Consider the following 22,602-nt stretch of genomic DNA (forward strand, 5'->3'; position numbering starts at 1 on the left):
TTTTTAGTTAGTTCAAAGGCTATTTTTTTACCCACTCACCATTTACTTCAATATAATGGCCAGACTTTGTTTTCTCGATGGTTTTTGCTGCAGCAAGGGATTCCACTTGCGATAAAGACAGGTTGTTCTTTTTCGCGAGTTTTAAATACTGCTCTTTACGCTTAGCATTAATATCGCTAATAAGCGCTTTTGCTTCACTATTATTTACCACTAACCCTAAATACCCCGAGCTATCTTCACCTACCAAACCTTGGTTCTTTGCATCATCTAGGCTAATTGCCCAAGCAGAAAATGATAAACAAACAGCACTAATTAAAGTGATCACATTCAATTTTTTAAGTTGTAATTTACGCATGTTTGCTCCTTAGAATAATTCACTGTCATCACTGAATAGGGTATCAAGTTCTTTATCCACTTTAACGCGGATCTCATGGTCAACTTTTACGTTTAAGTTGATTGTAATTGGCTCTTTAGCCGCCACCTCAACACGGTGAGTACAGGCACTTAAAAGCCCCAAAGCCGTTAGCATTACTAACCATTTAGCCATCATTGCTTCCTTTTTTTGCATACTCTTTTTCAACTTTTTGAGTAATTTCGTCACTTAAGCGTAGTGCCCTTAATAAGGTGAAGATATTCTCTTCGTGGTTATAATTAAAATTAACCGCTTGTTGCTGTTGTTCATTATAACCTTGTAAGTTTACATCTAAATGCAACCAACCATCAGATTCAAGGTCAACGCTACTCTTTAGCTGTTTGATATCTAGGTTTTCTAACAAACTAAGTGTCGTACTCAGCTCTTGTTGTTGCGCTTTTACTGCTTCAAAACCAGCATTATTGGTGATTAATAATTTACCATCACCTTGATTAACTAACTGCCCTTGTTTTACCTCTATACCTTGCTTACTTATTACGACAGGTAGAGTGCCAGCTAAGCGACCAGTTAGGCTAATTCCAGACTCAGCATCAAGGGTGACCAATTTGCTGGCATCAATATTTTCAAACTTAACGGTCGCGGTTTGGTTGTCTCTCAGTGGACAAAACTTATTAACCACAAATGCGCCACCCATAACCTGTCCGGTCAAATTAGCTGCGCAAGGGTGATTAGCCGTTACTTGCAATTGACCCTGTATGTTTTTGACCACGGCACCTGCACGCAGTTCATTGAGAGTAAATTTAGTTGGCACAATATTAAGCTGCCCTGAATTAAACTCCCCTTCAATCTCTATAGCAAAGTCATTAGCAAGGTAGTCATTATAAAGCACGCCTAGTTTTGCGATCTGAATATCCCCCTTTGCCTGCTGTAAATTCACATCGCCTTTTATGATCCCTGAAACAACACCATCAGTAATTGTCACGAGCGGTTCGAATTGGGAGATGATAGGGTTGAACTTCGATATAGCTTGTTCTGGTATCACTAACTCAAATGGGTGCGCAACCTTGGACATATGATGGCTGACAAGCGCCTCTAAGCCATCGGCAAACACATGGTGCGTTGCTTGTAAGGCTCGGCTTTGCAAAGCGTTAGTCACTATTGAGAGCTTATTTAAGGTAATTTGTGGGGTTATTAATTTAGCAGCTGTGGTTTTTGCATCAATATCGGCAAATAACTCACCCACACTTAAGTCGCTATTTACACTGAGCTCATTATTGATTTTTAATACTTGAATCTCATTGTAGTTTATAGACTTAGCCTGACTACTTAGTTTAGCACTTAAATGTTGCTCATCACTTAGTTGAGTAACAATGTGGCTAGTAAACTCTGTTATTTTTAGATCTGCTAAAAGCGCATTTTTAGCACTGATATCAGCGGTAAGTTTTTTAACTACGAGCTTAGAAAGCAACTCATCAACCCTCAAATTGCCACTAACCTGAATGCTATCAGCCTGAAAATCTAAAAACGTAGGGAGTGAATCCAATGACAGCTGAAAATCTGCAGTAACGCTTTTTTCATTCAAATGAGCATTGAGCTTAAGTTCATCAATATCTCTACTAATAAAATCAACCCTAACTTGACTATTAAGTGATGTAAGCGGGTTTTGTAAAGAAAGTGCCGTATTACTTACTGTAATCTCACTTTGCCCTTCAGTTGTTAGCAGTTTTACCATTGGGGCTGATAGCCGCTCACCTTCTATAGTAACAGGTTGTTCAATTTGTAACTGCCAATTAAGCGGTAACTGCGCTTTAATAAATGATTGATGTTGTTGATTTGCTATGTTGTTTAAACACTCACGATTAGCGCTAAGCTGATTATTTAAAGCTGATAAATCAGCATACATAAACTGCTGATTTAATTGATACTTTGCACTTGCTTGTCCTTCAGCCGTGAAACTTAGCTCACATTGCTCTATAGCATGCTGATATCTTGCATTAATTACGCTTTCAATCGCAACCGTAATGCCATCAAACCTAAGCTGTGACTCGCTAGTAAAATGGCTACCTTTTGGTAACTCAATGAATCGCTCAGCTATTTTATCATCAAGGGCAATATTGGCTTTCACTTCATAATTAGATATTGCAACATCTGCATTAAAGTCCCGTGAAACCGTAAAATGATTTAGGCGTTTTTCATGTATTGCCAACCTAACAGGGTTGTCGGTAAACGGTGAGACGACATCAAGCTGTTGAATGCTTATCAGCGGCCTTTGCTCAGGCAATGTTAGAGCAAGCTTTTTAAATTCAGTTTGCCTAGAGTTTGGTGCTTGTTTGCCAGCCAAGTTACTGACAGTCAAATTAGCTCGGGAAATTGTCACCTGCTGCTTATTCGCAATAATGCCTGCTAACTCAATTTGCTGCCCTTGATAGGTTAAGCATAATTTCTCGATATTTAAATCAAGCTTGCTGCTCAATGACCAGTCAATACAATGAAGCTCAACGCCACTTTTACCAAGCATAGGTGTTAAGAACCAGGATGTCAGTGGTAACCTGAATAGGTACGCCAAGAGCACAATGCTCAGTATGAACCCTAGCAACCCAACACTTACTCGCTTAAAACTCAAAAAACTCTCCTTGCCTTTGAACTTATACTCAGTCACAACTAACTTATTATAAACAAAAAGGCCACACATAATAGTGCAGCCTTTTTAGTTTAAACAGCTTGTATGAACCTAGCTTGTATAGCTAGGCACATAACTAAGTTCTAGCCAACGTTTTTACGTGCGTTGCGGAACATGCGCATCCATGGGCTATCCTCTTTCCACTCATCTGGGTGCCATGAGTTAGCAACAGTACGGAATACACGCTCTGGGTGCGGCATCATAACCGTTGCACGGCCATCAGTAGAGGTAATACCCGTGATACCTTCTGGCGAGCCATTCGGGTTAGCAGGGTATTGCGTTGTTGGGTTACCGTAGTTATCAACAAATTTCACTGCCACAGTGCCTGACTCAAGCGCTGCTTTAATTGCATCGCTGTTTGCAAACTCAGCATGACCTTCACCGTGAGAAACAGCGATAGGCATACGTGAACCTGCCATACCATTAAAGAATACCGATGGGTTTTCTTGCACTTCAACAAGGCTAAAGCGAGCTTCAAAACGCTCTGACTTATTGGTTACGAAACGTGGCCAGTGCTCAGTACCTGGGATCAATTCTTTCAATGTTGAAAGCATTTGACAGCCATTACACACACCTAAGCTGAATGTATCTTCGCGGTGGAAGAAGCTTTGGAACTGCTCACGCGCCATCTCATTAAATAAGATTGACTTAGCCCAGCCTTCACCGGCGCCTAGTACGTCACCATAAGAGAAACCACCACATGCCACTAAGCCTTTAAATTGCTCAAGTGTTAAACGACCTTCAAGGATATCGCTCATGTGCACGTCAACCGCAGCAAAGCCAGCGCGGTTAAATGCCGCCGCCATTTCTAAGTGAGAGTTAACACCTTGCTCACGAAGAATCGCCATTTTCGGCTTCGCACCTGTTGCAATGTAAGGCGCTGCAACATCTTCGTTTAAGTCAAAGTTTAGTTTTACGTTAAGACCTGGGTCTTTTGCATCAAACTTAGCATCAAACTCTTGCTTTGCACACTCAGGGTTATCACGACGCGCTTGCATTTGATAAGTTGTTTCAGCCCAAATAGTACGAAGCTCAGTACGGGTGTGGTTAAGTACTACATCATCACCACGCGTAAATACCACGCGGTCATCAGCGTTTAATGTACCAATTTCATGGCTGATAGCAGCTAAACCGTGGTCAGCAAGAACCGCTTTCACTGCGTCTAAATCGTCATTAGCTACTTGAATCACTGCACCTAACTCTTCATTATAAAGCGCTTCGATGTCTGAACCTGTTAAGCCTGCAAGGTCAACAGTGACACCTGTGTGGCCCGCAAATGCCATTTCAGCAACCGTAGTGAATAAGCCACCGTCTGAACGGTCATGGTAAGCAAGTAACTTATTATCAGCTACAAGTGCTTGCATTGCGTCATAGAAACCTTTTAATAATGCAGGGTTATCAACATCAGGTGTCACATCACCTAGTTGCTTATAAACCTGTGCAAGGCTTGATGCACCCAGTCGGTTTTGACCCGCACCTAAATCAACTAATAAGAGTGATGAGTCACCTTTATCAGTGCGTAGTTGTGGCGTCACTGTTTTACGAACATCTTCAACACGACCAAATGCAGTGATGATCAGCGATAATGGTGCAGTAACCGATTTTTGTTCACCGTTTTCATCCCATTGAGTTTTCATCGACATTGAGTCTTTACCCACAGGGATTGTTAAACCAAGTGCAGGACAAAGCTCTTCACCCACCGCTTTAACAGCCTCGTAAAGACCCGCATCTTCGCCAGGGTGACCTGCTGCAGCCATCCAGTTTGCAGATAGCTTAATATTTTCAAGGCCACCGATGTTAGCACACGCGATGTTCGTTAGAGACTCAGCCACCGCTAAACGAGCAGACGCACCGTAGTTTAAAAGTGCAGCTGGTGTACGCTCACCCAGTGACATTGCTTCACCGTGGTAAGTATCAAACGCAGCGGCTGTTACCGCACAGTTGGCGACTGGTACCTGCCAAGGACCCACCATTTGGTCACGCGCAACTAAACCCGTTACCGTACGGTCACCAATGGTGATTAAGAATGTTTTCTCAGCAATCGTTGGTAAGCGTAATAAACGTTGTGCAGCATCTGCAGCATCAATGTTAGCAACGTCTAATGGTTGCGATTGTGCTTTTTTCGACTCAACTTCGCGGTGCATTTTTGGTGCTTTACCTAGTAATACATCAAGCGGAAGATCGACAGGACTGTTACCGAAGTGGCTATCTTCAACCGTTAAGTGACGCTCTTCTGTTGCTTCACCAATTACCGCATATTCTGCACGCTCACGTTTACAGATTGCTTCGAAGCGCGCGAAGTCTTCTGCCGCAACCGCTAATACGTAACGCTCTTGAGATTCGTTACACCAAATTTCGTGTGGTGCCATACCCGGCTCATCGTTAGGAATATCACGAAGTTGGAATTTACCACCACGACCACCGTCGTCGACAAGCTCAGGGAATGCGTTTGAAAGACCACCTGCACCCACATCGTGGATGAAAGCGATTGGGTTTGCATCACCTAACTGCCAACATTTGTCGATAACTTCCTGACAACGACGTTCCATTTCTGGGTTTTCACGTTGTACAGATGCAAAGTCTAAGTCTTCGTTTGATTGGCCTGATGTCATACTAGACGCAGCACCACCACCTAGGCCGATGTTCATTGCAGGGCCACCTAGTGCAATTAGCTTAGCACCTACTGGGATTTCACCTTTTTGAACATGCTCAGAGCGAATATTACCTAAACCACCAGCAAGCATGATTGGCTTGTGGTAACCACGTACCTCGATGCCGTTATGGCTTGATACTTTTTCTTCGTATGTACGGAAGTAACCAAGTAAGTTAGGACGACCAAATTCGTTATTGAATGCCGCGCCACCTAATGGACCTTCAGTCATGATATCCAGTGCATTAACGATACGACCAGGTTTACCAAAGTCTGTTTCCCATGGCTGCTCGTAACCTGGAATACGTAGGTTAGAGACTGTAAAACCGACTAAACCCGCTTTAGGTTTAGAACCACGGCCAGTTGCACCTTCATCACGAATCTCACCACCCGAACCTGTTGATGCACCTGAGAATGGCGCAATCGCTGTTGGGTGGTTGTGCGTTTCAACTTTCATCAAGATTTCGATGTTTTCTTGATGGTATGCATACTCGCCTTCATTGTTCGGGAAGAAACGACCCGCTACTGAGCCTTTCATTACCGCTGCGTTATCTTTATAGGCAGATAACACGTTTTCAGGATTTTGCTCGTAGGTGTTTTTGATCATTTTGAACAATGATTTTGGCTGTTCGATGCCATCAATTGTCCAATCAGCGTTAAAGATTTTGTGACGACAATGTTCAGAGTTTGCTTGTGCAAACATGAATAATTCGATGTCGTTCGGGTTACGCCCCAACTTTTGGAAGTTTTCTACCAAGTAATCAATTTCGTCATCTGCAAGTGCAAAACCTTGCTCAACGTTTGCTTTAGCAAGTGCTTCACGGCCACCACCTAAAATGTCAACTGATGACATTGGACGCGGCTCATCGTGACGGAATAATTTAGCTGCGTCAGCCATATCCGCGTGCGTTGCTTCAGTCATACGGTCATGTAATAACGCTGCGACTTCAGCTGTTTGTTCAGCTGATAGCTGACCTTCAACGTAGTATGCAATACCACGCTCAACACGGTGAACTTGGCTTAAGCCACAGTTATGCGCGATGTCAGTTGCTTTTGATGCCCAAGGCGAGATAGTACCTGGACGCGGCGTTACAAGAATTAACGTGCCAGCAGGGGTATGCTCGGCAATCGTTGGACCATAAGTAAGCAGCTTTTCTAGCTTTGTTTGCTCATCGGCTGAAAGTTCAGCAGTAAGATCAGCAAAATGCATAAACTCGGCATAAACGTCAGTGACTGGAAGTTGTGCCTGTTGGCAACGCGCTAAAATTTTCTGAACTCTAAAATCGGAAAGTGCTGGTGCACCACGAAGGATCAACATAGGTATTTTCATCCGGGGTTAGGGATTGAACGATATTTTAGGCGCGTATTATAGTGCAAATAACGCCTAGATTTAACTCAAAATTGCGCTTTTATTTAAATAATCTTCATAACCGCTTTTACGTTTGCAACAATCGAGCACCCTAATACCCGTTATTTTTTCGCAGGTTCTTGTTCTGTATGACTTATCTATTTGCAACCTTGATGCCTTTATTAATTTAAAATAGATATATAAAACTATTCGCCAAGTGACGCAGCTTTGAAGTTTTGCTATAACGGTAAGGTAATGGTTTAAGGGGCATTTATAATCTATGCAAAAGTTACTCGCTATTTTTAGTTTAGTGCTCATGTTATGTGCATGCGATATGCAACAACAGCCTTCGCAACTAGCTCATATCAAGGCGCAGAATAAAATTAGAGTTGGTACTTTAGCCGGCGCGAGTAATTACTATCAAGCGCCACAAGGTGTGCAAGGCTTCGAGTATGAGCTTGCTCAAGAGTTTGCTGACTATGTCGGTGTTGAACTTGAAATGGTGCCCTTTTTTAACTTATCAGATATGTTCACCCGCCTAGAAAATGGCGACTTAGACGTAATAGCTTCAGGGCTTACGTACAATACGATTCGCGCTAAGCATTACCGCTTCGGTCCAACTTATCGCACAATTAGTCAGAAACTAGTTTACAAACAAGGCCGTGTCCGCCCCCGCGAATTCGACGATTTAACTGGCAACTTAACTGTGCTTGCAAAAAGCAGTCACTCACTTGCTTTACAGCAATTAAAACAACTTCACCCGACTTTGAGCTGGAATGAAACTGAGGACATGGATGAAGAAGAATTGTTGCAAGCTGTGATTGATGGTGAGATTGACTACACCCTCGCTGACTCGCATACATTGTCACTGTTTCGCCGTTACCATCCTAATTTAAGCATTGGCTTTTCGGTCACCCGAAACGATCCAATTGCATGGGTTTTAAGAAAAGATGGTGATGACTCTTTATATGCTTTAATGGTGCCTTTTTTTGGCGATATAAAACAAACGAACCAGCTTTACGTACTTGAAGAAAAGTACTTTGGTCATGTACGCCAGTTTAACTATGTAAATACCCTTGCCTATATCGAAGCGATTAAAGAAACCTTACCAAAGTACCAGCCTTGGTTTGAACAATATGCTGGTAATATTGACTGGCGCTTACTTGCTGCACTGAGCTATCAAGAATCGATGTGGAACCCTAAGGCTAAATCGCCTACTGGGGTCCGTGGTATCATGATGTTAACTCAAGCCACTGCCAAACAAGTTGGCGTAACCAACCGTTTAGCACCAGAGCAAAATATCAAAGGTGGCGCTGAATATTTAGCCCAGCTAATCTCTTGGATCCCTGAGCGGATCCCACAACCTGACCGTACATGGTTTGCGCTCGCTTCATATAATGTAGGTTGGGGGCATGTAAATGATGCGCGTATTATTACCGAACAAGAAGGTGCAAGCCCGGATAAATGGGCTGATGTGAAAAAACGTTTACCGCTTTTAATTAAAAAACGCTATTACCGTAAAACTAAATATGGCTATGCACGTGGTGATGTTGCCGTGAAATACGTTGATAACATTCGTCGTTACTATGACGCTTTAGTTTGGCTTGATGAAAATGACGCTATTTCAAACCCGAGTGATGAAGAAGCAATAACGCAACAAGAAGACCCTAACTTGCCGGATAATGACAACAAGCAGAGCAAACCTGACAATGAGCAACAAGCTGCTAATACTGAACAAAACAAGTTAAACAATAACTAACCAATACAGCAGAAATCAGTTTACTTGTCATCAAATGATCATTATCTTCTAGAACAATATCCCAATTCATGCCATGCTTTCTCTCACTTTAGGAGCTCACATGTTAAAAAGAAGACGTACCACACATAAATTTAAACGTAATGTGATTTACTCTACAGCGACACGCCGTCGCATCATGCTACGTAACACACACAAAAAAGTTATTTGGCGCCGCCGTTTATTTGCCATGCAATTAATGGAAGCACAAGAAACCCCAGCAACGCCGGTTGTTTAACTAGGCGTTGCGAGCAGCAAGCTTCGCCGCTTTTTTCTCTTTTCTACGGCGTTTAAAAAACGCTGAAATTACCGCGCCACACTGTTCACTCATTACGTCACCGGTTACTTCAACTTGATGATTTAGTCTTGGTTCTTGTAATAGGTTCATAATTGACCCTGCAGATCCTGTTTTTGCATCTTTAGCACCAAATACCAAACGTTTGATACGACTATGCACTAACAATCCTGCACACATAGAACAAGGCTCTAAGGTCACATATAAAGTACAATCAATCAAACGATAGTTATTAAGTACTTTACCCCCTTCACGTATAGCCATCATCTCAGCATGAGCAGAGGGGTCATTATCAGTAATTGAGCGGTTATAACCATAAGCAATGAGTTGATTATCTTTTACCAGTACTGCACCAACAGGAATTTCATCAATCGCTTCTGCTTTACTTGCAAAAGTGAGGGCTTTTTCCATCCAATACTCGTCACTATATTGTTCGCTCATAAATCACACAAAACTTGTAAAACTGTGAGTAATTATACCTAGTTAGTCAATAAAAAGGGCAATAAATACTGCTACACTTAAAAATTAACGCAAATTTTAGTGGCTTTTTCATGGCTCAACGGACCCATATTGCGCTATAATCTCGCGCTTTTTTTATTTCGCTAATAGCAATTCAACTAGGTAAATTTGTTGATTTACAATTTGCAATTGATATCAATACACGGGTAGCAAATGAAATTTCCTGGACGCCGCAGGCATAAACATTATTTTCCAGTGGAAGCTAAAGATCCACTTACTAATCAACTCAACTCAACGGAACGACTACAACGTAGTTATATAACCGGTATCGATCAAATTGTGGTCGACATTGAAGCTAAAGTTGATCAAGCTTTCCTTGATGAATTTCAATTGCGCCGTGGTATGTCGCAAGTCATTGATAACGATATTACCAATGCCCTATACGACCGCCTAAAGCTCAATAATATGGTCGATTATGAGTTTGCTGGTGGCACTATTGGCAACACAATGCACAATTACTCAACACTTGCTGATGACCGCTCAGTACTACTTGGTGTGATGAGTGAAAATATCAAAATTGGTAGTTATGCATACCGCTTTTTATGTAATACCTCTAGCCGCGTAGATCTTAATTACTTACAACCGGTTGACGGACCCATCGGTCGCTGCTTTACCTTGATTGACGAAACGGGTGAACGTACTTTCGCCATTAGTGCAGGCCTTATGAACCACCTTCGCCCTGAATCAATCGATAAAGAGCTCATAGAGAACTCTTCAGCACTGGTGATCAGCGCCTACTTAATGCGTACACAAGGCGATGAAACCATGACCGACGCAACAATGCAGGCTGTTAAGTATGCCAATGATGCAGGTGTCCCTGTGGTATTAACACTCGGCACTAAGTTCTTAATTGAACAAGACCCTACTTGGTGGGCTGAATTTGTTAAAGAACATGTTGATATTCTTGCGATGAACGAGGAAGAAGGTCTCGCCATTACAGGTTTTGAAGATCCGCTTCTTGCAGCAGATAAAGCCCTTGATTGGACTGACTTAGTGATATGCACAGCTGGCGAGAAAGGCTTATTTATGGCCGGTTATGTAGATGATTCATTCAAGCGCGAAACAGAATACCCGCTTCTACCAGGTGCAATCGCAGATTTTAACCGTTACGAGTTTTCGCGCGCAATGCGCAAAGATGACTGCCAAAACCCTATTCGTGCCTATAGCCATACCGCACCGTTTATGGGTGGTCCTGATAGCATCAAAAACACAAACGGTGCAGGTGATTGTGCGCTTGCTGCGGTATTACATGATTTATCAGCAAACGTTTACCACAAACTCAATGTGGCAAACTCAGCGAAGCATCAGCAACCTGCTATGACGTACTCATCGCTTGCACAAATTAGTAAATACGCTAACCGTGCAAGTTATGAAGTGCTTGTTCAGCACTCACCACGTTTATCGCGTGGCTTACCTGAACGTGAAGATTGTTTAGAGCAAGTATACTGGGAGCAGTAATCGCGACTAAAAAATCGAAATATCCAGTTTCTGGGATAAGCGCTCAAGGGCCGCTATCCCAGCCACTGAGTTACCATATGAATTTAAACGTGGTGCCCATACCGCAACCGTAAACTGATTAGGTAGTACTGCTAAGATTGTTCCAGATACTCCTGATTTTCCGGGCATACCGACACGGTAACCAAAGTCCCCCGCTGCATCGTATAAACCACTGGTAAACAGTAACGAGTTAAGTTGTTTATTTTGCCTTGCACTCAGCACTTTATTGCCGTTGGCATCTTTGCCCTGATTAGCGAGATAATTGTAAGCTTTTGCTAATTCAACGCAGTTCAATTCGATGGCACAGAAATTAAAATAAGCCCATAAGACATCATCTACTTCGTTATTAAAATTACCAAATGATTTCATTAAATGTGCCATGGCCGCATTGCGATGACGAAACTCATATTCAGAGTTAGCCACTTTTTTGTCGATTATGACGCTTGGATTCCCTGATAACTGCCGAAATGATTCAAGCATAGAATGCATCGGTGCAGACAGTCGACTGTAAAGCGCATCACATGTCACAATGGCACCAGCATTAATAAATGGGTTACGCGGGATGCCATGTTCAAACTCAAGTTGGGTCAATGAGTTAAACGCTGTACCAGAAGGCTCTTTACCTACTCGCTGCCATAATTCATCCCCATAACGCTGAAGCGCTAAAGTCAGGGTCATCACTTTAGAAACTGATTGAATAGTAAAACGCGCACTACAATCACCACCGCAGTAAGTTTGACCGTCTACGGTATGAATCGCTATAGCGAACTGATTTGGCTCAACCTCTGCTAACGCAGGAATATAGTCAGCAACCTTACCTTGGCTCAGTAATGGCTGAACTTCTTTGGTTATTTCATCTAATACATGTTGATAATCAATCTGTGACATACCGCGTCCTTAAAACAAAAAGCCCCGCATTTGCGAGGCTCTGTAGTCTACTAGAGATGGTTTGCTATAGCGATCGCTATTAGCTCATTGCTGATTGCAGCTTTTTCATCGCTGTTTTTTCTAGCTGGCGAACACGCTCAGCTGACACATTGTATTTTTCAGCAAGCTCTTGCAGTGTTGCTTTATCATCCGCTAACCAGCGCGCACTAACGATATCTTGCGAACGCTCATCTAGGGTTTTTAATGCGCTAAATAAACGTGCATGAGATTGCTCTTGCCATTGCTGCTCTTCAATATCATCAGCAAGGTCAGCACTGCCATCTGTTAAATACTGTACTGGCGAGTATGTGCTTGTCGGTGCGTCATCATTGTCGTCGCCCGTTAAATCGAAGCCCATATCTTGGCCACTCATACGTGATTCCATCTCACGTACTTCTTTTTCGCTAACACCCAGCTCGTTTGCAACGGTGCTAACCTCAGCTTGGTTGAACCAACCTAAACGTTTTTTGTTTTTACGTAGATTGAAGAATAACTTACGTTGCGCTTTTGTTGTTGCAACTTTCACGATACGCCAGTTTTTCAATACGTATTCGTGAATTTCTGCTTTGATCCAATGTACTGCGAATGAGACCAAACGAACACCGACACTTGGGTCGAAACGTTTTACCGCTTTCATCAGACCGATGTTACCTTCTTGAATCAAATCGGCTTGCGGTAGACCATAGCCTGAATAGCTTTTTGCAATGTGAGCAACAAAGCGAAGATGTGACATAATGAGTTGCTTTGCAGCATCAAGATCACCTTCTTCCTGAAGACGTGTCGCTAACTGTTTTTCTTTCTCAGCATCAAGCATAGGAATAGTGCTAACAGCTTGAAGATAGCCATCCATACTTGCGCTTTGTTGACCTACAGTAAGTGCCATTGCGTATAAATCTTTACTCATTTTTCACCTCAGTGATAAACATTTTAAAACCATCTTAGCACTCTTTAAGCGAGAGTGCTAATTTCAATTAAAAACTTTTTTGAACCTCAGATCAAGTGGTTTTTTTTATCTATTTTTAGTTTACGCTAACACGCTGAATATGCGGTGAATTCTAGCTTTGATTGAAAAAGCGATAAATTAATTACTACTTTATTTAGCGCTAATAGAGCAGTGTAACAACGAATTGTTACACTTTATTGTTATACTTTATCGGGTTCTATTTCTTTTATATAGCGGCTAACTGATAAGTAAGACCCGACAAAGCCGAGTGCTGTTGCAAGTGCAACTAAAACGCCGAATTCCGACATTGTCAGACCGATTAAATCAAAGCTGGTTTCATAGACGCCCGCCACTTCACTAACCGCACTGCCTAGCCACCACATCATTAAAGCAACACAAATAAAAGAGAACAAACCACCAATAATACCGTACCACACCCCTGTCCATAAAAATGGCGCATGAATAAAGGTGTTTGTCGCACCGACAAGCTTCATCACTTGAATTTCTTCTTTTTTGTCCATTATCGATAAACGGATAGTATTACCAATGATTAAAGTAACAGAGGTTAATAATAGTAGGGCAATAGTGATGACGCTCTCTTTTAATAAACTTAATAGTGCATTCAAACGTTCAAGCCACGCGATATCAAGCTTACCAAAATCAACCTCACGCTCAGCCTCTAGTTTTTTAAGTAATTGCTCTGCTGCATTTGGTTGACGGTGACGAATAGTGGGTGTAACGATAACAACATCAGGCAGTGGATTTGCATCAAGGTATTCCAGTGCTTGGCCAAAACCAGATACCTGTTTAAACTCAGTAAGTGCATCCCCTTTTGAAATAAACTCCACTTTATCGATTTCAGGATAAAGAGCTAAACGTTTCACTAGGGTTTGCGTTTGTTGCTGAGTCATACTTTCTTTAACAAACAACGAAATTTCTGCCGCGTCTTCAAAACCACTACTCACTTGAGATACATTTTTAACCACTAGATACAAAGTGGCCGGTAAGGTTAAACTCAAGCCTAAAACAGCAATCGTCATCAGTGATGCAAGAGGTGTTCGCCACATTTCACCGAGGCTGTGCACACCTTGTCGAATAAGGTTCATTATAAAAAAGTAAGGCGAAGCAAAAAGTGATTTTTGTTGTCCCTCTGTTTGGCTTGAACGACTTTTGAATAATAAGCTCATAGTGTTTCCTCCGCTAACGGATCTTGAATCATTCGACCATCCTTTAACGTAAGGCTGCGGTAACGCATACGGGCAATCAAGCCAATATCATGAGTTGCAATTAATACCGTTGTACCATGGTGATTAAAATCCTCGAATAAGCGCAGGATATCCATTGAAAGCTCAGGATCTAAATTACCTGTTGGTTCATCAGCTAATAAAATCGGTGGCGAATTAACAATCGCTCTAGCTATTCCTACACGCTGTTGTTCACCACCAGATAAAGTAGCAGGGCTACATTTAGCTTTATCGAGCAAGCCAACCTTATCTAATGCACCATGAACACGTTTAGCAATTTGCTTGTGGTGCGTTCCTTCAATCACAAGCGGTAAGGCAACATTATCAAATACAGAATAACGCTCTAAAAGGCGATGGTTCTGAAAAATAATACCAATATCACGACGAATATACGGCACCTGGCGTGACTTAACGGCATTTAAATCCACACCATTTATTAGTACCTGCCCTGCTGATGGGCGCTCCATGAGGCTAATGAGCTTTAACAAAGTACTTTTACCAGCACCACTATGGCCTGTTAAAAAAGCAAGCTCGCCAGGCTTAATATGAAAGCTGACTTTTTCAAGGGCACGATGGCCCCCCGGATAGGTTTTACTGACTTGCTGAAAATTTATCATTTTAATTATCAATCATCTTACAGCTAAAAAGGGAGTTAACTCCCTTTTTAATTAGTTATGCATCGTCCTCATCTTGGCTAAACAGCGCATCAATGAAGTCATTACTGTTAAAGGTACGCAGGTCGTCAATTCCCTCACCAACACCTATGTAACGAATTGGAATATTAAATTTATCTGCTACAGCAAAGATGACTCCACCTTTTGCCGTACCATCTAACTTAGACAATGTGATACCAGTTAAACCAACGCATTCATTAAAAAGTTTTACTTGGCTAATCGCATTCTGACCCGTACCCGCATCAATTGTTAACATGACTTCATGCGGCGCATCAGGGTCTATTTTTTTCATTACGCGGGCTATTTTTTCAAGCTCTTGCATAAGGTTATCTTTATTTTGCAAACGCCCTGCTGTATCAGCGATTAACACATCTACATTACGTGCTTTTGCCGCTTGAAAAGCATCAAATACAACTGAGGCACTGTCTGCGCCAGTATGCTGAGCAATGACCGGAATGCTGTTACGCTCACCCCATACTTGTAGCTGCTCAACAGCAGCAGCACGGAAGGTGTCACCTGCGGCTAACATGACCGACTTACCTTCACTTTGGAATTGCTTCGCTAGTTTACCGATAGTCGTTGTTTTACCAACGCCATTGACACCCACCATTAAGATCACAAATGGCTTTTTATCACCTGAAACAACCAACGGCTGCTCAGCAGTTTTAAGCATATCAGCCATTTCTTGCTTCATTAACTCATAAAGAGCATCACCATCTTTTAACTGCTTACGATCCGCTGCATCAGTTAGGTTATCAATCAACTTCATTGTTGTATCAACACCTAAATCTGCTGTTAACAGCTGTGTTTCAAGTTCTTCAAATAACTCATCGTCAATTTTCTTACCGCTAAAGATAGAAGCAAAGCCAGAGCCAATATTAACACGAGTTTTTAATAGGCCTTTTTTAAGGCGTGCGAAGAAACCTTCTTTCTTTGGTTTTTCAGTGGCGGCTTGTGCAGCTTTCTCTTGTTCTACACGTTCAGCTTCAGCCTTTTCAGCAGCAATGCGCTCTTGTTCTACACGTTCAGCTTCAGCCTTTTCAGCAGCAATGCGCTCTTGTTCTACACGCTCAGCTTCCGCCTTTTCAGCAGCAATGCGTTCTTGTTCAACGCGTTCCGCTTGTGCTTTTTCTGCTGCAATACGCTCTTGTTCTACACGTTCAGCTTCCGCCTTTTCTGCTGCAATACGCTCTTGTTCTACACGCTCAGCTTCCGCCTTTTCAGCAGCAATGCGTTCTTGTTCAACGCGTTCCGCTTGTGCTTTTTCTGCTGCAATGCGCTCTTGTTCTACACGCTCAGCTTCTGCCTTTTCTGCTGCAATGCGTTCTTGCTCTAAACGCTCTGCTTCTGCCTTTTCTGCAGCAATGCGTTCTTGCTCTAAACGCTCTGCTTCTGCCTTTTCTGCAGCAATGCGTTCTTGCTCTAGACGCTCAGCTTGTGCTTTTTCTGCTGCAATACGCTCTTGCTCTAAACGCTCTGCTTCTGCCTGCTCTACTGCAACTTGCTCGGCTTCACGCTGCGCCTTTTCAGCAGCAACGCGTTCCTGTTCTAATTTCATTGTAGCTTCTTGCTCAGCAAGACGAGCTTGTTGTTCCAGACGTTGTTGCTCTGCCGCTTGCTGCTCTTGAGCTAAACGCTCCGCTTCTGCCTTTTCAGCTGCGATACGCTCTTGCTCTAAACGTTCAGCCTCTGCCTTTTCTGCAGCAGCTTGCTCAGCTTCACGCTCTGCTTTTTCAGCAGCAACGCGTTCTTGCTCTAATTTCATTGCTGCTTCTTGCTCAGCGAGACGGGCTTGTTGTTCCAGACGTTGTTGCTCTGCCGCTTGCTGCTCTTGAGCTAAACGTTCAGCTTCCGCTTTTTCTGCTGCAATGCGCTCTTGCTCTAAGCGTTCGGTTTCCGCCTTTTCGGCTTCAATACGCTCTTGCTCTAAGCGTTCAGCTTCCGCCTTTTCGGCTTCAATACGCTGTTGTTCTTCTAATTGCTTCTGGTTATCAGCCTCTTTTGCTGCTTGCTCTGTTTGTTGTTTTTCTGATTTGCCAAAACCAAACCAAGACAAGAATTTATTTTTTTTTGCCATACTTGCTAATAACCACTTATAAAAATCTGATAAACTTACATGAATAATAGGTTGGTGATAGTTCAGCTACTTTCAGCCAAACCAAAACGGGTACCATCTATCGCTAAGACACTAATAGTAACACTTTTAGTGCAGTAGAAAAATGACACACTAGCTATAAAGCACAATATTATCTGAGCTAGGTATCAGTTACCATTTATTAGTGAGTTAAATGAGAAAAAAATCAACACCTAATCGCCAAATTAAAGCGACAAGCAATAAATCAAGCCATGGTTTTATTCGTATCATTAGTGGTCAATTTCGCGGTAGAAAACTTCCGGTCAAAGATGTACAAGGCTTACGCCCAACAACGGATCGAATAAAGGAAACCGTGTTTAATTGGTTAATGCAAGATACCCGAGGTGCAAGCGTACTCGATTGCTATGCTGGTTCTGGAGGGCTTGGTTTTGAAGCGCTTTCTCGGTTTGCTGCACATACGGTCTTTTTTGAACTTGATAAAAGCGCAGCGGCACAGCTAAACAATAACATAGCCACTTTGCAACTTGATAATGCCACTGTAAAACAGGGTAATAGCCTAGCGCTATTAGATAATAATGATGAAAATAAACAGTTTGATCTAGTTTTTGTTGACCCACCATTTCGCCAAAATTTGGCCGAAAAAAGTTGTTTATTACTCGAATCAAATCAATGGTTAACTGAGCAAGCGTTAATTTATGTGGAAGTTGAAAGTGAACTAAAAAGCTTAGATACTCCTAGTAACTGGTTGCTATTAAAAGAAAAAACCGCTGGGCAAGTAATTTGTCGCTTGTATCAACGCGCGACAAATTAACGCTGTTTTGCCATCCCAGTTTCTGTTAATATTATCCTTTACATGTGGTGTTGCTTCGGATTACAATACCGCACCATTTTTGAACCACTTGATCGTTATTCGATCAACTTGAGCAACGCTCATTATTTAGGTAGGTGAATTTTTAATGCCAGTAATTAAAGTAAGAGAGAACGAACCGTTTGACGTAGCACTTCGTCGCTTCAAGCGTTCATGTGAAAAAGCAGGTATCCTTTCAGAAGTTCGTCGTCGCGAGCACTATGAAAAACCAACAGCTGAGCGTAAGCGTAAAAAAGCTGCTGCAGTAAAGCGTCACATGAAGAAGCTTTCTCGCGATAACGCACGTCGCGTTAAATTATACTAATCAGTATTTGGTCTTGTATAAATGAGCCTTTTATTAACGCTAAAAGATGCGCAAAAAGATGCGATGAAGGCAAAAGACAAAGAACGTCTTAAGCCTATCCGCATGGTACTTGCTGCAATCAAGCAACGTGAAATTGACGAGCAAATCACGCTAGACGACGACGGTATTACCGCTGTTTTAGTGAAGCTTGTAAAACAACGTCGCGACTCTTACACCCAGTATATTGATGCGGGTCGTGAAGATTTAGCTGAAATTGAAGCCAATGAGATTAAAGCTCTTGAAGAATTCTTACCTCAACAATTGAGTGAAGAAGAAATCATAGCACTTATTGACTCGGCTATTGCTGATACAAACGCAGCGGGTATGCAAGACATGGGTAAGGTAATGGGAGTGATCAAAAGCAAAGCTGAAGGTCGTGCCGATTTAGGTAAGATTTCTGGCTTAATCAAGCAACGATTAACTGCCTAACCCCCACATACAGATGTATGATTCAAGCAAACCGAGCCTAGTGCTCGGTTTCTTGCTTTTGAGCTTTTATATAATCACCTTTTGTGTTCAAATCTTACTTTAAATGCAAAAATAGTGCAGGAAAAAACAACAGCCATGGCCGGAAAAATCCCTCGACAGTTTATTGATGATTTACTCGCTCGTACCGATATTGTTGAGTTAATTGATTCAAAAGTTGGCCTAAAAAAAGCGGGAAAAGACTACCAAGCTTGCTGTCCTTTTCATAACGAAAAAACCCCTTCTTTTACCGTCTCCCAAGATAAACAGTTTTATCATTGCTTTGGCTGTGGTGCGAATGGTAATGCCATTTCATTTGTCATGGAATATGACAAACTAGAATTTGTTGATGCTATCGAAGAATTAGCGAGTATGCTCAATTTAGACGTACCTCGCGAGCAAGGCACAAGCTCAGGTCCGCAACGCACCGCTGAACAAAAGCGCTCTGATTACGATTTAATGCTCCATGCTGCACGCTTTTATCAGCATCAACTAAAGCATCATGTTAATTCTAAAACCGTGATTGATTATATTAAAGGTCGTGGTTTAAGTGGCGAAACAGCAAAAAAATTCATGATTGGCTATGCCCCGAGTGAGTGGGAAGCACTGTGTCAGCAACTAGGCCGCAATAAAGAGCAAAAAGAACAGCTAGTAGAGTTAAAGCTTGCCTCTGAAAAGTCGTCTGGTCGCCAATTTGACTTTTTCCGTGACCGACTCATGTTCCCTATTCGCGACAAACGCGGCCGGGTAATCGCGTTTGGTGGCCGTGTAATGCAAGCAGATCAAGGGCCTAAATACCTCAATTCACCAGAAACGCGTATTTTCCATAAAGGTTTTGAACTTTACGGCTTGTACGAAGCTAAGCAAGCTCATAAAAAACTGGAACATATTTTAATTGTTGAAGGCTATATGGATGTGGTTGCTTTAGCTGAGCAAGGCATTGAATATGCCGTTGCAGCCCTTGGTACAGCAACCACCGCAGAGCATATGCACACATTATTCAGAACCACAGATAAAGTGATTTGCTGTTACGATGGTGACCGTGCTGGTCGCGATGCTGCTTGGCGTGCACTTGAGAATGCACTTCCTTACCTTGCAGATGGAAAGTCATTACAATTTGTATTTCTACCTGACGGTGAAGATCCAGACTCGCTGGTACAAAAAGAAGGCAAAGACGCTTTTGAAGCACGATTAAATGACGCAGATGATTTTAGTAAAGTGCTCTTTAATAAGCTCAGCCAAGAGGTTGACCTAACCCAGGATGCAGGTAAAGCAAAATTACTGAGTGATGCCCTGCCGCTGATTGAAAAAATTCCCAGTGATTTTTACCAAGAGAATATTTTAGAACACCTTGGCCGCTTAATTGGTCGAACGCGAGAACAGTTAAATAACCGCGTAAAATCACCAAAGCAGCAACATGCAATTGAACGTAAATTTAAAATCACGCCAATGCGCCAAGCAATCGGTATTTTATTGCAACATCCAAACTTAGCGACCAGCATTGCTTATATGCCAGAGTTGGCAGAAATGAAAATTGCCGGTATTGAACTTTTTTTGCATATCCAACACTTAGCACTAGAGCGACCAGGAATAACCACGGCACAAATTCTTGAGTCATTTCGTGATAGTGCGCAGTATGATGCCCTTGTTAAATTAGCAACTTGGCAACATCAAATAAATGACGATCGTTTAGAAACTGTTTTTAAAAATACTTTTAAATTTATTGAAGACCAGTGTTTAAATTATCGACTAGAGACCCTATTAATAAAAGACAAGACCCAAGGGTTAACAAGCGAAGAACGTCTTGAGTGTCACTTACTGACACAAGCGTTAAAAGGCAGCAACAGCTAGTCAGATTTGAATTATGCTGTTATACTGTGCTATTCACTGCGTCTAGTTAGTTTTCGTTTCGCTTATAAAGCGAGCTGGCGCCTGTTGTATCAACTTTCAGAGTGGAAGAATAAATCTCTATGGATCCAACTCCTCAGTCACAATTAAAGCTTCTGATTCAAAAAGGTAAAGAGCAAGGTTATTTAACTTTTGCAGAAGTTAATGATCACCTTCCACAAGACATTATCGACTCAGATCAGGTAGAAGATATCATTAGCATGATTAATGATATGGGTATCAAGGTAAGTGAAAACGCACCTGATGCCGATGAATTAATGATGCAAGAAACAACGACAGACGAAGACGCAGCAGAAGCCGCGGCCGCTGCACTTGCGACTGTAGAAAAAGAGATCGGTCGAACAACTGACCCTGTCCGCATGTACATGCGTGAAATGGGTACTGTTGAACTACTTACGCGTGAAGGCGAAATTGTAATCGCTAAGCGTATCGAAGAAGGTATCAACCAAGTTCAGATTTCAGTTGCTGAATACCCTGAAGCAATTACTTACCTACTCGAGCAGTGGGATAAATTTGAAGCTGAAGAAATGCGCTTAAGCGACATTATTTCAGGCTTTTTCGATCCTAATAATGAAGACGAATCACAAATTTCGGCAACGCATATCGGTTCTGAGTTAAACGAAGAACAGTTAGACGAAGAAGACGATGATAGCGACGATGAAGACAGTGATGATGATGACGACGGTGATGATGATGAAGCTGATACAGGACCAGATCCTGAAGAAGCACGCATTCACTTCGAAAATCTACGTGATCTTTATAATAAAGCGCGTGATACATTTGAAGAAAAAGGTCGCTCTCATCCTGACTCATTAGCTGCTATTACCGAAATCGGCGAATTATTTAAAACATTTAAGCTAGTTCCAAAACAGTTTGACCGCATGGTAAATAACATGCGCGAAATGATGGACAGAGTGCGTGTTCAAGAACGTCTTATCATGAAGCAAGCGGTTCAAATTGCTAAGCTTCCAAAGAAAACGTTTGTTAAGCACTTTGCTAATAATGAAACAGATACTAGCTGGATCGACCTTGAAATTGCAGCTAACGATAAACACTCAGTTAAGCTTGAAGAAGTAAAACCTGAGATCATTCGCTGTATCCAAAAATTAAGCGCTATCGAAGAAAGTACGGGTTTAAGTATTGAACGTATTAAAGACATCAACCGCCGCATGAGCATTGGTGAAGCGAAAGCTCGCCGTGCGAAAAAGGAAATGGTAGAAGCTAACTTACGTCTTGTAATTTCGATTGCGAAAAAATATACCAACCGTGGACTACAATTCCTAGACCTTATTCAAGAAGGTAATATTGGTCTAATGAAGGCGGTTGATAAGTTCGAGTATCGTCGTGGTTATAAGTTCTCGACTTATGCAACATGGTGGATCCGTCAAGCAATTACACGTTCAATTGCAGACCAAGCGCGTACTATCCGTATTCCTGTGCACATGATAGAGACGATCAACAAGCTGAATCGTATTTCTCGTCAAATGTTACAAGAAATGGGTCGCGAACCTAATCCAGAAGAATTAGCTGAGCGTATGTTAATGCCTGAAGATAAAATTCGTAAGGTATTGAAAATCGCGAAAGAGCCTATTTCAATGGAAACGCCAATCGGTGATGATGAAGATTCGCACTTAGGTGACTTCATTGAAGATACGACCATTGATTCGCCAATTGATTCTGCAACGATGGAATCGCTACGTGGCGCAACCAACGACGTATTAGCTGGCTTAACGGCCCGTGAAGCGAAAGTACTTCGTATGCGTTTTGGTATCGATATGAACACAGACCATACATTAGAAGAAGTAGGTAAACAATTTGACGTAACACGTGAACGTATTCGTCAAATCGAAGCGAAAGCGTTACGTAAATTACGTCATCCTTCTCGCTCAGACTTACTAAAAAGCTTCTTAGACGCGAAGTAATTACACTGCACTATTAATAACTAAAAGGCCGCTGTTGCGGCCTTTTTTCTATTCGA

18 protein-coding genes are annotated in these 22,602 nt (G+C 42.1%); 8 read left to right on the forward strand and 10 right to left on the reverse strand.

The window, feature by feature from the left end; translation table 11 throughout:
- Nucleotides 1-19: 19 nt before the first annotated feature.
- The 4 genes from L0Z67_RS13985 to purL form a co-directional block, all read right to left on the reverse strand.
- Nucleotides 20-355, reverse strand: a complete 336-nt coding sequence (locus L0Z67_RS13985; protein ID WP_062568707.1) for a YdbL family protein — start codon at nt 353-355, stop codon at nt 20-22.
- A 9-nt stretch (nt 356-364) separates the two neighbouring features.
- The gene (locus L0Z67_RS13990) at nt 365-547 is read right to left on the reverse strand and encodes a YnbE family lipoprotein (protein ID WP_062568706.1); all 183 of its coding nucleotides are present in this window, start codon (nt 545-547) and stop codon (nt 365-367) included.
- Nucleotides 540-2,996, reverse strand: coding sequence for a YdbH domain-containing protein (locus L0Z67_RS13995; RefSeq protein ID WP_405128152.1), 2,457 nt, complete (start codon nt 2,994-2,996; stop codon nt 540-542). The genes L0Z67_RS13990 and L0Z67_RS13995 overlap by 8 nt, the downstream gene beginning before the upstream one ends.
- A 140-nt stretch (nt 2,997-3,136) precedes the next feature.
- A complete protein-coding gene (gene purL, locus L0Z67_RS14000; protein WP_405128153.1) occupies nt 3,137-7,021 on the reverse strand; it encodes a phosphoribosylformylglycinamidine synthase in 3,885 nt (1,294 codons plus the stop codon).
- Between the two features lie 310 nt (nt 7,022-7,331).
- Between purL and mltF the strand changes: the two genes are divergently transcribed.
- Both mltF and L0Z67_RS14010 read left to right on the forward strand, forming a co-directional pair.
- Complete coding sequence (mltF, locus tag L0Z67_RS14005; protein WP_062568703.1) at nt 7,332-8,810, forward strand: membrane-bound lytic murein transglycosylase MltF; 1,479 nt, start codon at nt 7,332-7,334, stop codon at nt 8,808-8,810.
- Between the two features lie 100 nt (nt 8,811-8,910).
- Nucleotides 8,911-9,084 (forward strand): hypothetical protein, encoded by a 174-nt coding sequence (locus tag L0Z67_RS14010; protein ID WP_162898022.1) that lies wholly within the window; start codon nt 8,911-8,913, stop codon nt 9,082-9,084.
- Here the strand turns inward: L0Z67_RS14010 and tadA are convergent, their stop codons facing one another.
- On the reverse strand, nt 9,085-9,582 hold the full coding sequence (tadA, locus tag L0Z67_RS14015; RefSeq protein WP_062568702.1) for a tRNA adenosine(34) deaminase TadA: 498 nt from the start codon (nt 9,580-9,582) through the stop codon (nt 9,085-9,087).
- 231 nt (nt 9,583-9,813) lie between these two features.
- On the opposite strand from tadA, the gene L0Z67_RS14020 reads away from it, so the two are divergent.
- Nucleotides 9,814-11,118, forward strand: a complete 1,305-nt coding sequence (locus tag L0Z67_RS14020) for an inosine/guanosine kinase (RefSeq protein ID WP_237127200.1) — start codon at nt 9,814-9,816, stop codon at nt 11,116-11,118.
- A gap of 6 nt (nt 11,119-11,124) precedes the next feature.
- On the opposite strand, the gene glsB is transcribed toward L0Z67_RS14020, so the two are convergent.
- The 5 genes from glsB to ftsY all read right to left on the reverse strand — a co-directional run bounded on the left by glsB (nt 11,125) and on the right by ftsY (nt 17,022).
- Nucleotides 11,125-12,045 carry a glutaminase B gene (gene glsB / locus L0Z67_RS14025; protein WP_062568700.1) on the reverse strand — a complete coding sequence of 307 codons (921 nt, stop codon included), beginning with the start codon at nt 12,043-12,045 and terminating at the stop codon, nt 11,125-11,127.
- Between the two features lie 79 nt (nt 12,046-12,124).
- Nucleotides 12,125-12,988 (reverse strand): RNA polymerase sigma factor RpoH, encoded by an 864-nt coding sequence (gene rpoH, locus L0Z67_RS14030; RefSeq protein WP_062568699.1) that lies wholly within the window; start codon nt 12,986-12,988, stop codon nt 12,125-12,127.
- A 239-nt stretch (nt 12,989-13,227) separates the two neighbouring features.
- Nucleotides 13,228-14,214 carry a permease-like cell division protein FtsX gene (ftsX, locus tag L0Z67_RS14035; RefSeq protein WP_062568698.1) on the reverse strand — a complete coding sequence of 329 codons (987 nt, stop codon included), beginning with the start codon at nt 14,212-14,214 and terminating at the stop codon, nt 13,228-13,230.
- Nucleotides 14,211-14,888 (reverse strand): cell division ATP-binding protein FtsE, encoded by a 678-nt coding sequence (gene ftsE, locus L0Z67_RS14040; RefSeq protein WP_062568697.1) that lies wholly within the window; start codon nt 14,886-14,888, stop codon nt 14,211-14,213. Before ftsE ends, ftsX begins: the two co-directional genes overlap by 4 nt.
- Nucleotides 14,889-14,943: 55 nt before the next feature.
- Nucleotides 14,944-17,022, reverse strand: coding sequence for a signal recognition particle-docking protein FtsY (ftsY, locus tag L0Z67_RS14045; protein WP_405128154.1), 2,079 nt, complete (start codon nt 17,020-17,022; stop codon nt 14,944-14,946).
- Between the two features lie 211 nt (nt 17,023-17,233).
- Here ftsY and rsmD point away from each other — a divergent pair, with 211 nt between their 5' ends.
- From rsmD to rpoD, 5 genes are all read left to right on the forward strand, one after another.
- On the forward strand, nt 17,234-17,851 hold the full coding sequence (rsmD, locus tag L0Z67_RS14050; RefSeq protein ID WP_405128155.1) for a 16S rRNA (guanine(966)-N(2))-methyltransferase RsmD: 618 nt from the start codon (nt 17,234-17,236) through the stop codon (nt 17,849-17,851).
- A 145-nt stretch (nt 17,852-17,996) separates the two neighbouring features.
- On the forward strand, nt 17,997-18,212 hold the full coding sequence (rpsU, locus tag L0Z67_RS14055; RefSeq protein ID WP_002957797.1) for a 30S ribosomal protein S21: 216 nt from the start codon (nt 17,997-17,999) through the stop codon (nt 18,210-18,212).
- A 21-nt stretch (nt 18,213-18,233) separates the two neighbouring features.
- Nucleotides 18,234-18,680 (forward strand): GatB/YqeY domain-containing protein, encoded by a 447-nt coding sequence (locus L0Z67_RS14060; RefSeq protein ID WP_062568695.1) that lies wholly within the window; start codon nt 18,234-18,236, stop codon nt 18,678-18,680.
- A 135-nt stretch (nt 18,681-18,815) separates the two neighbouring features.
- Nucleotides 18,816-20,567 carry a DNA primase gene (gene dnaG / locus L0Z67_RS14065; protein ID WP_405128734.1) on the forward strand — a complete coding sequence of 584 codons (1,752 nt, stop codon included), beginning with the start codon at nt 18,816-18,818 and terminating at the stop codon, nt 20,565-20,567.
- Between the two features lie 119 nt (nt 20,568-20,686).
- Nucleotides 20,687-22,546 carry an RNA polymerase sigma factor RpoD gene (rpoD, locus tag L0Z67_RS14070; protein ID WP_062568693.1) on the forward strand — a complete coding sequence of 620 codons (1,860 nt, stop codon included), beginning with the start codon at nt 20,687-20,689 and terminating at the stop codon, nt 22,544-22,546.
- The last annotated feature ends 56 nt before the right edge of the window (nt 22,547-22,602 follow it).

Source organism: Pseudoalteromonas sp. PB2-1 (assembly GCF_045040605.1).
Lineage (GTDB): Bacteria > Pseudomonadota > Gammaproteobacteria > Enterobacterales > Alteromonadaceae > Pseudoalteromonas > Pseudoalteromonas arabiensis.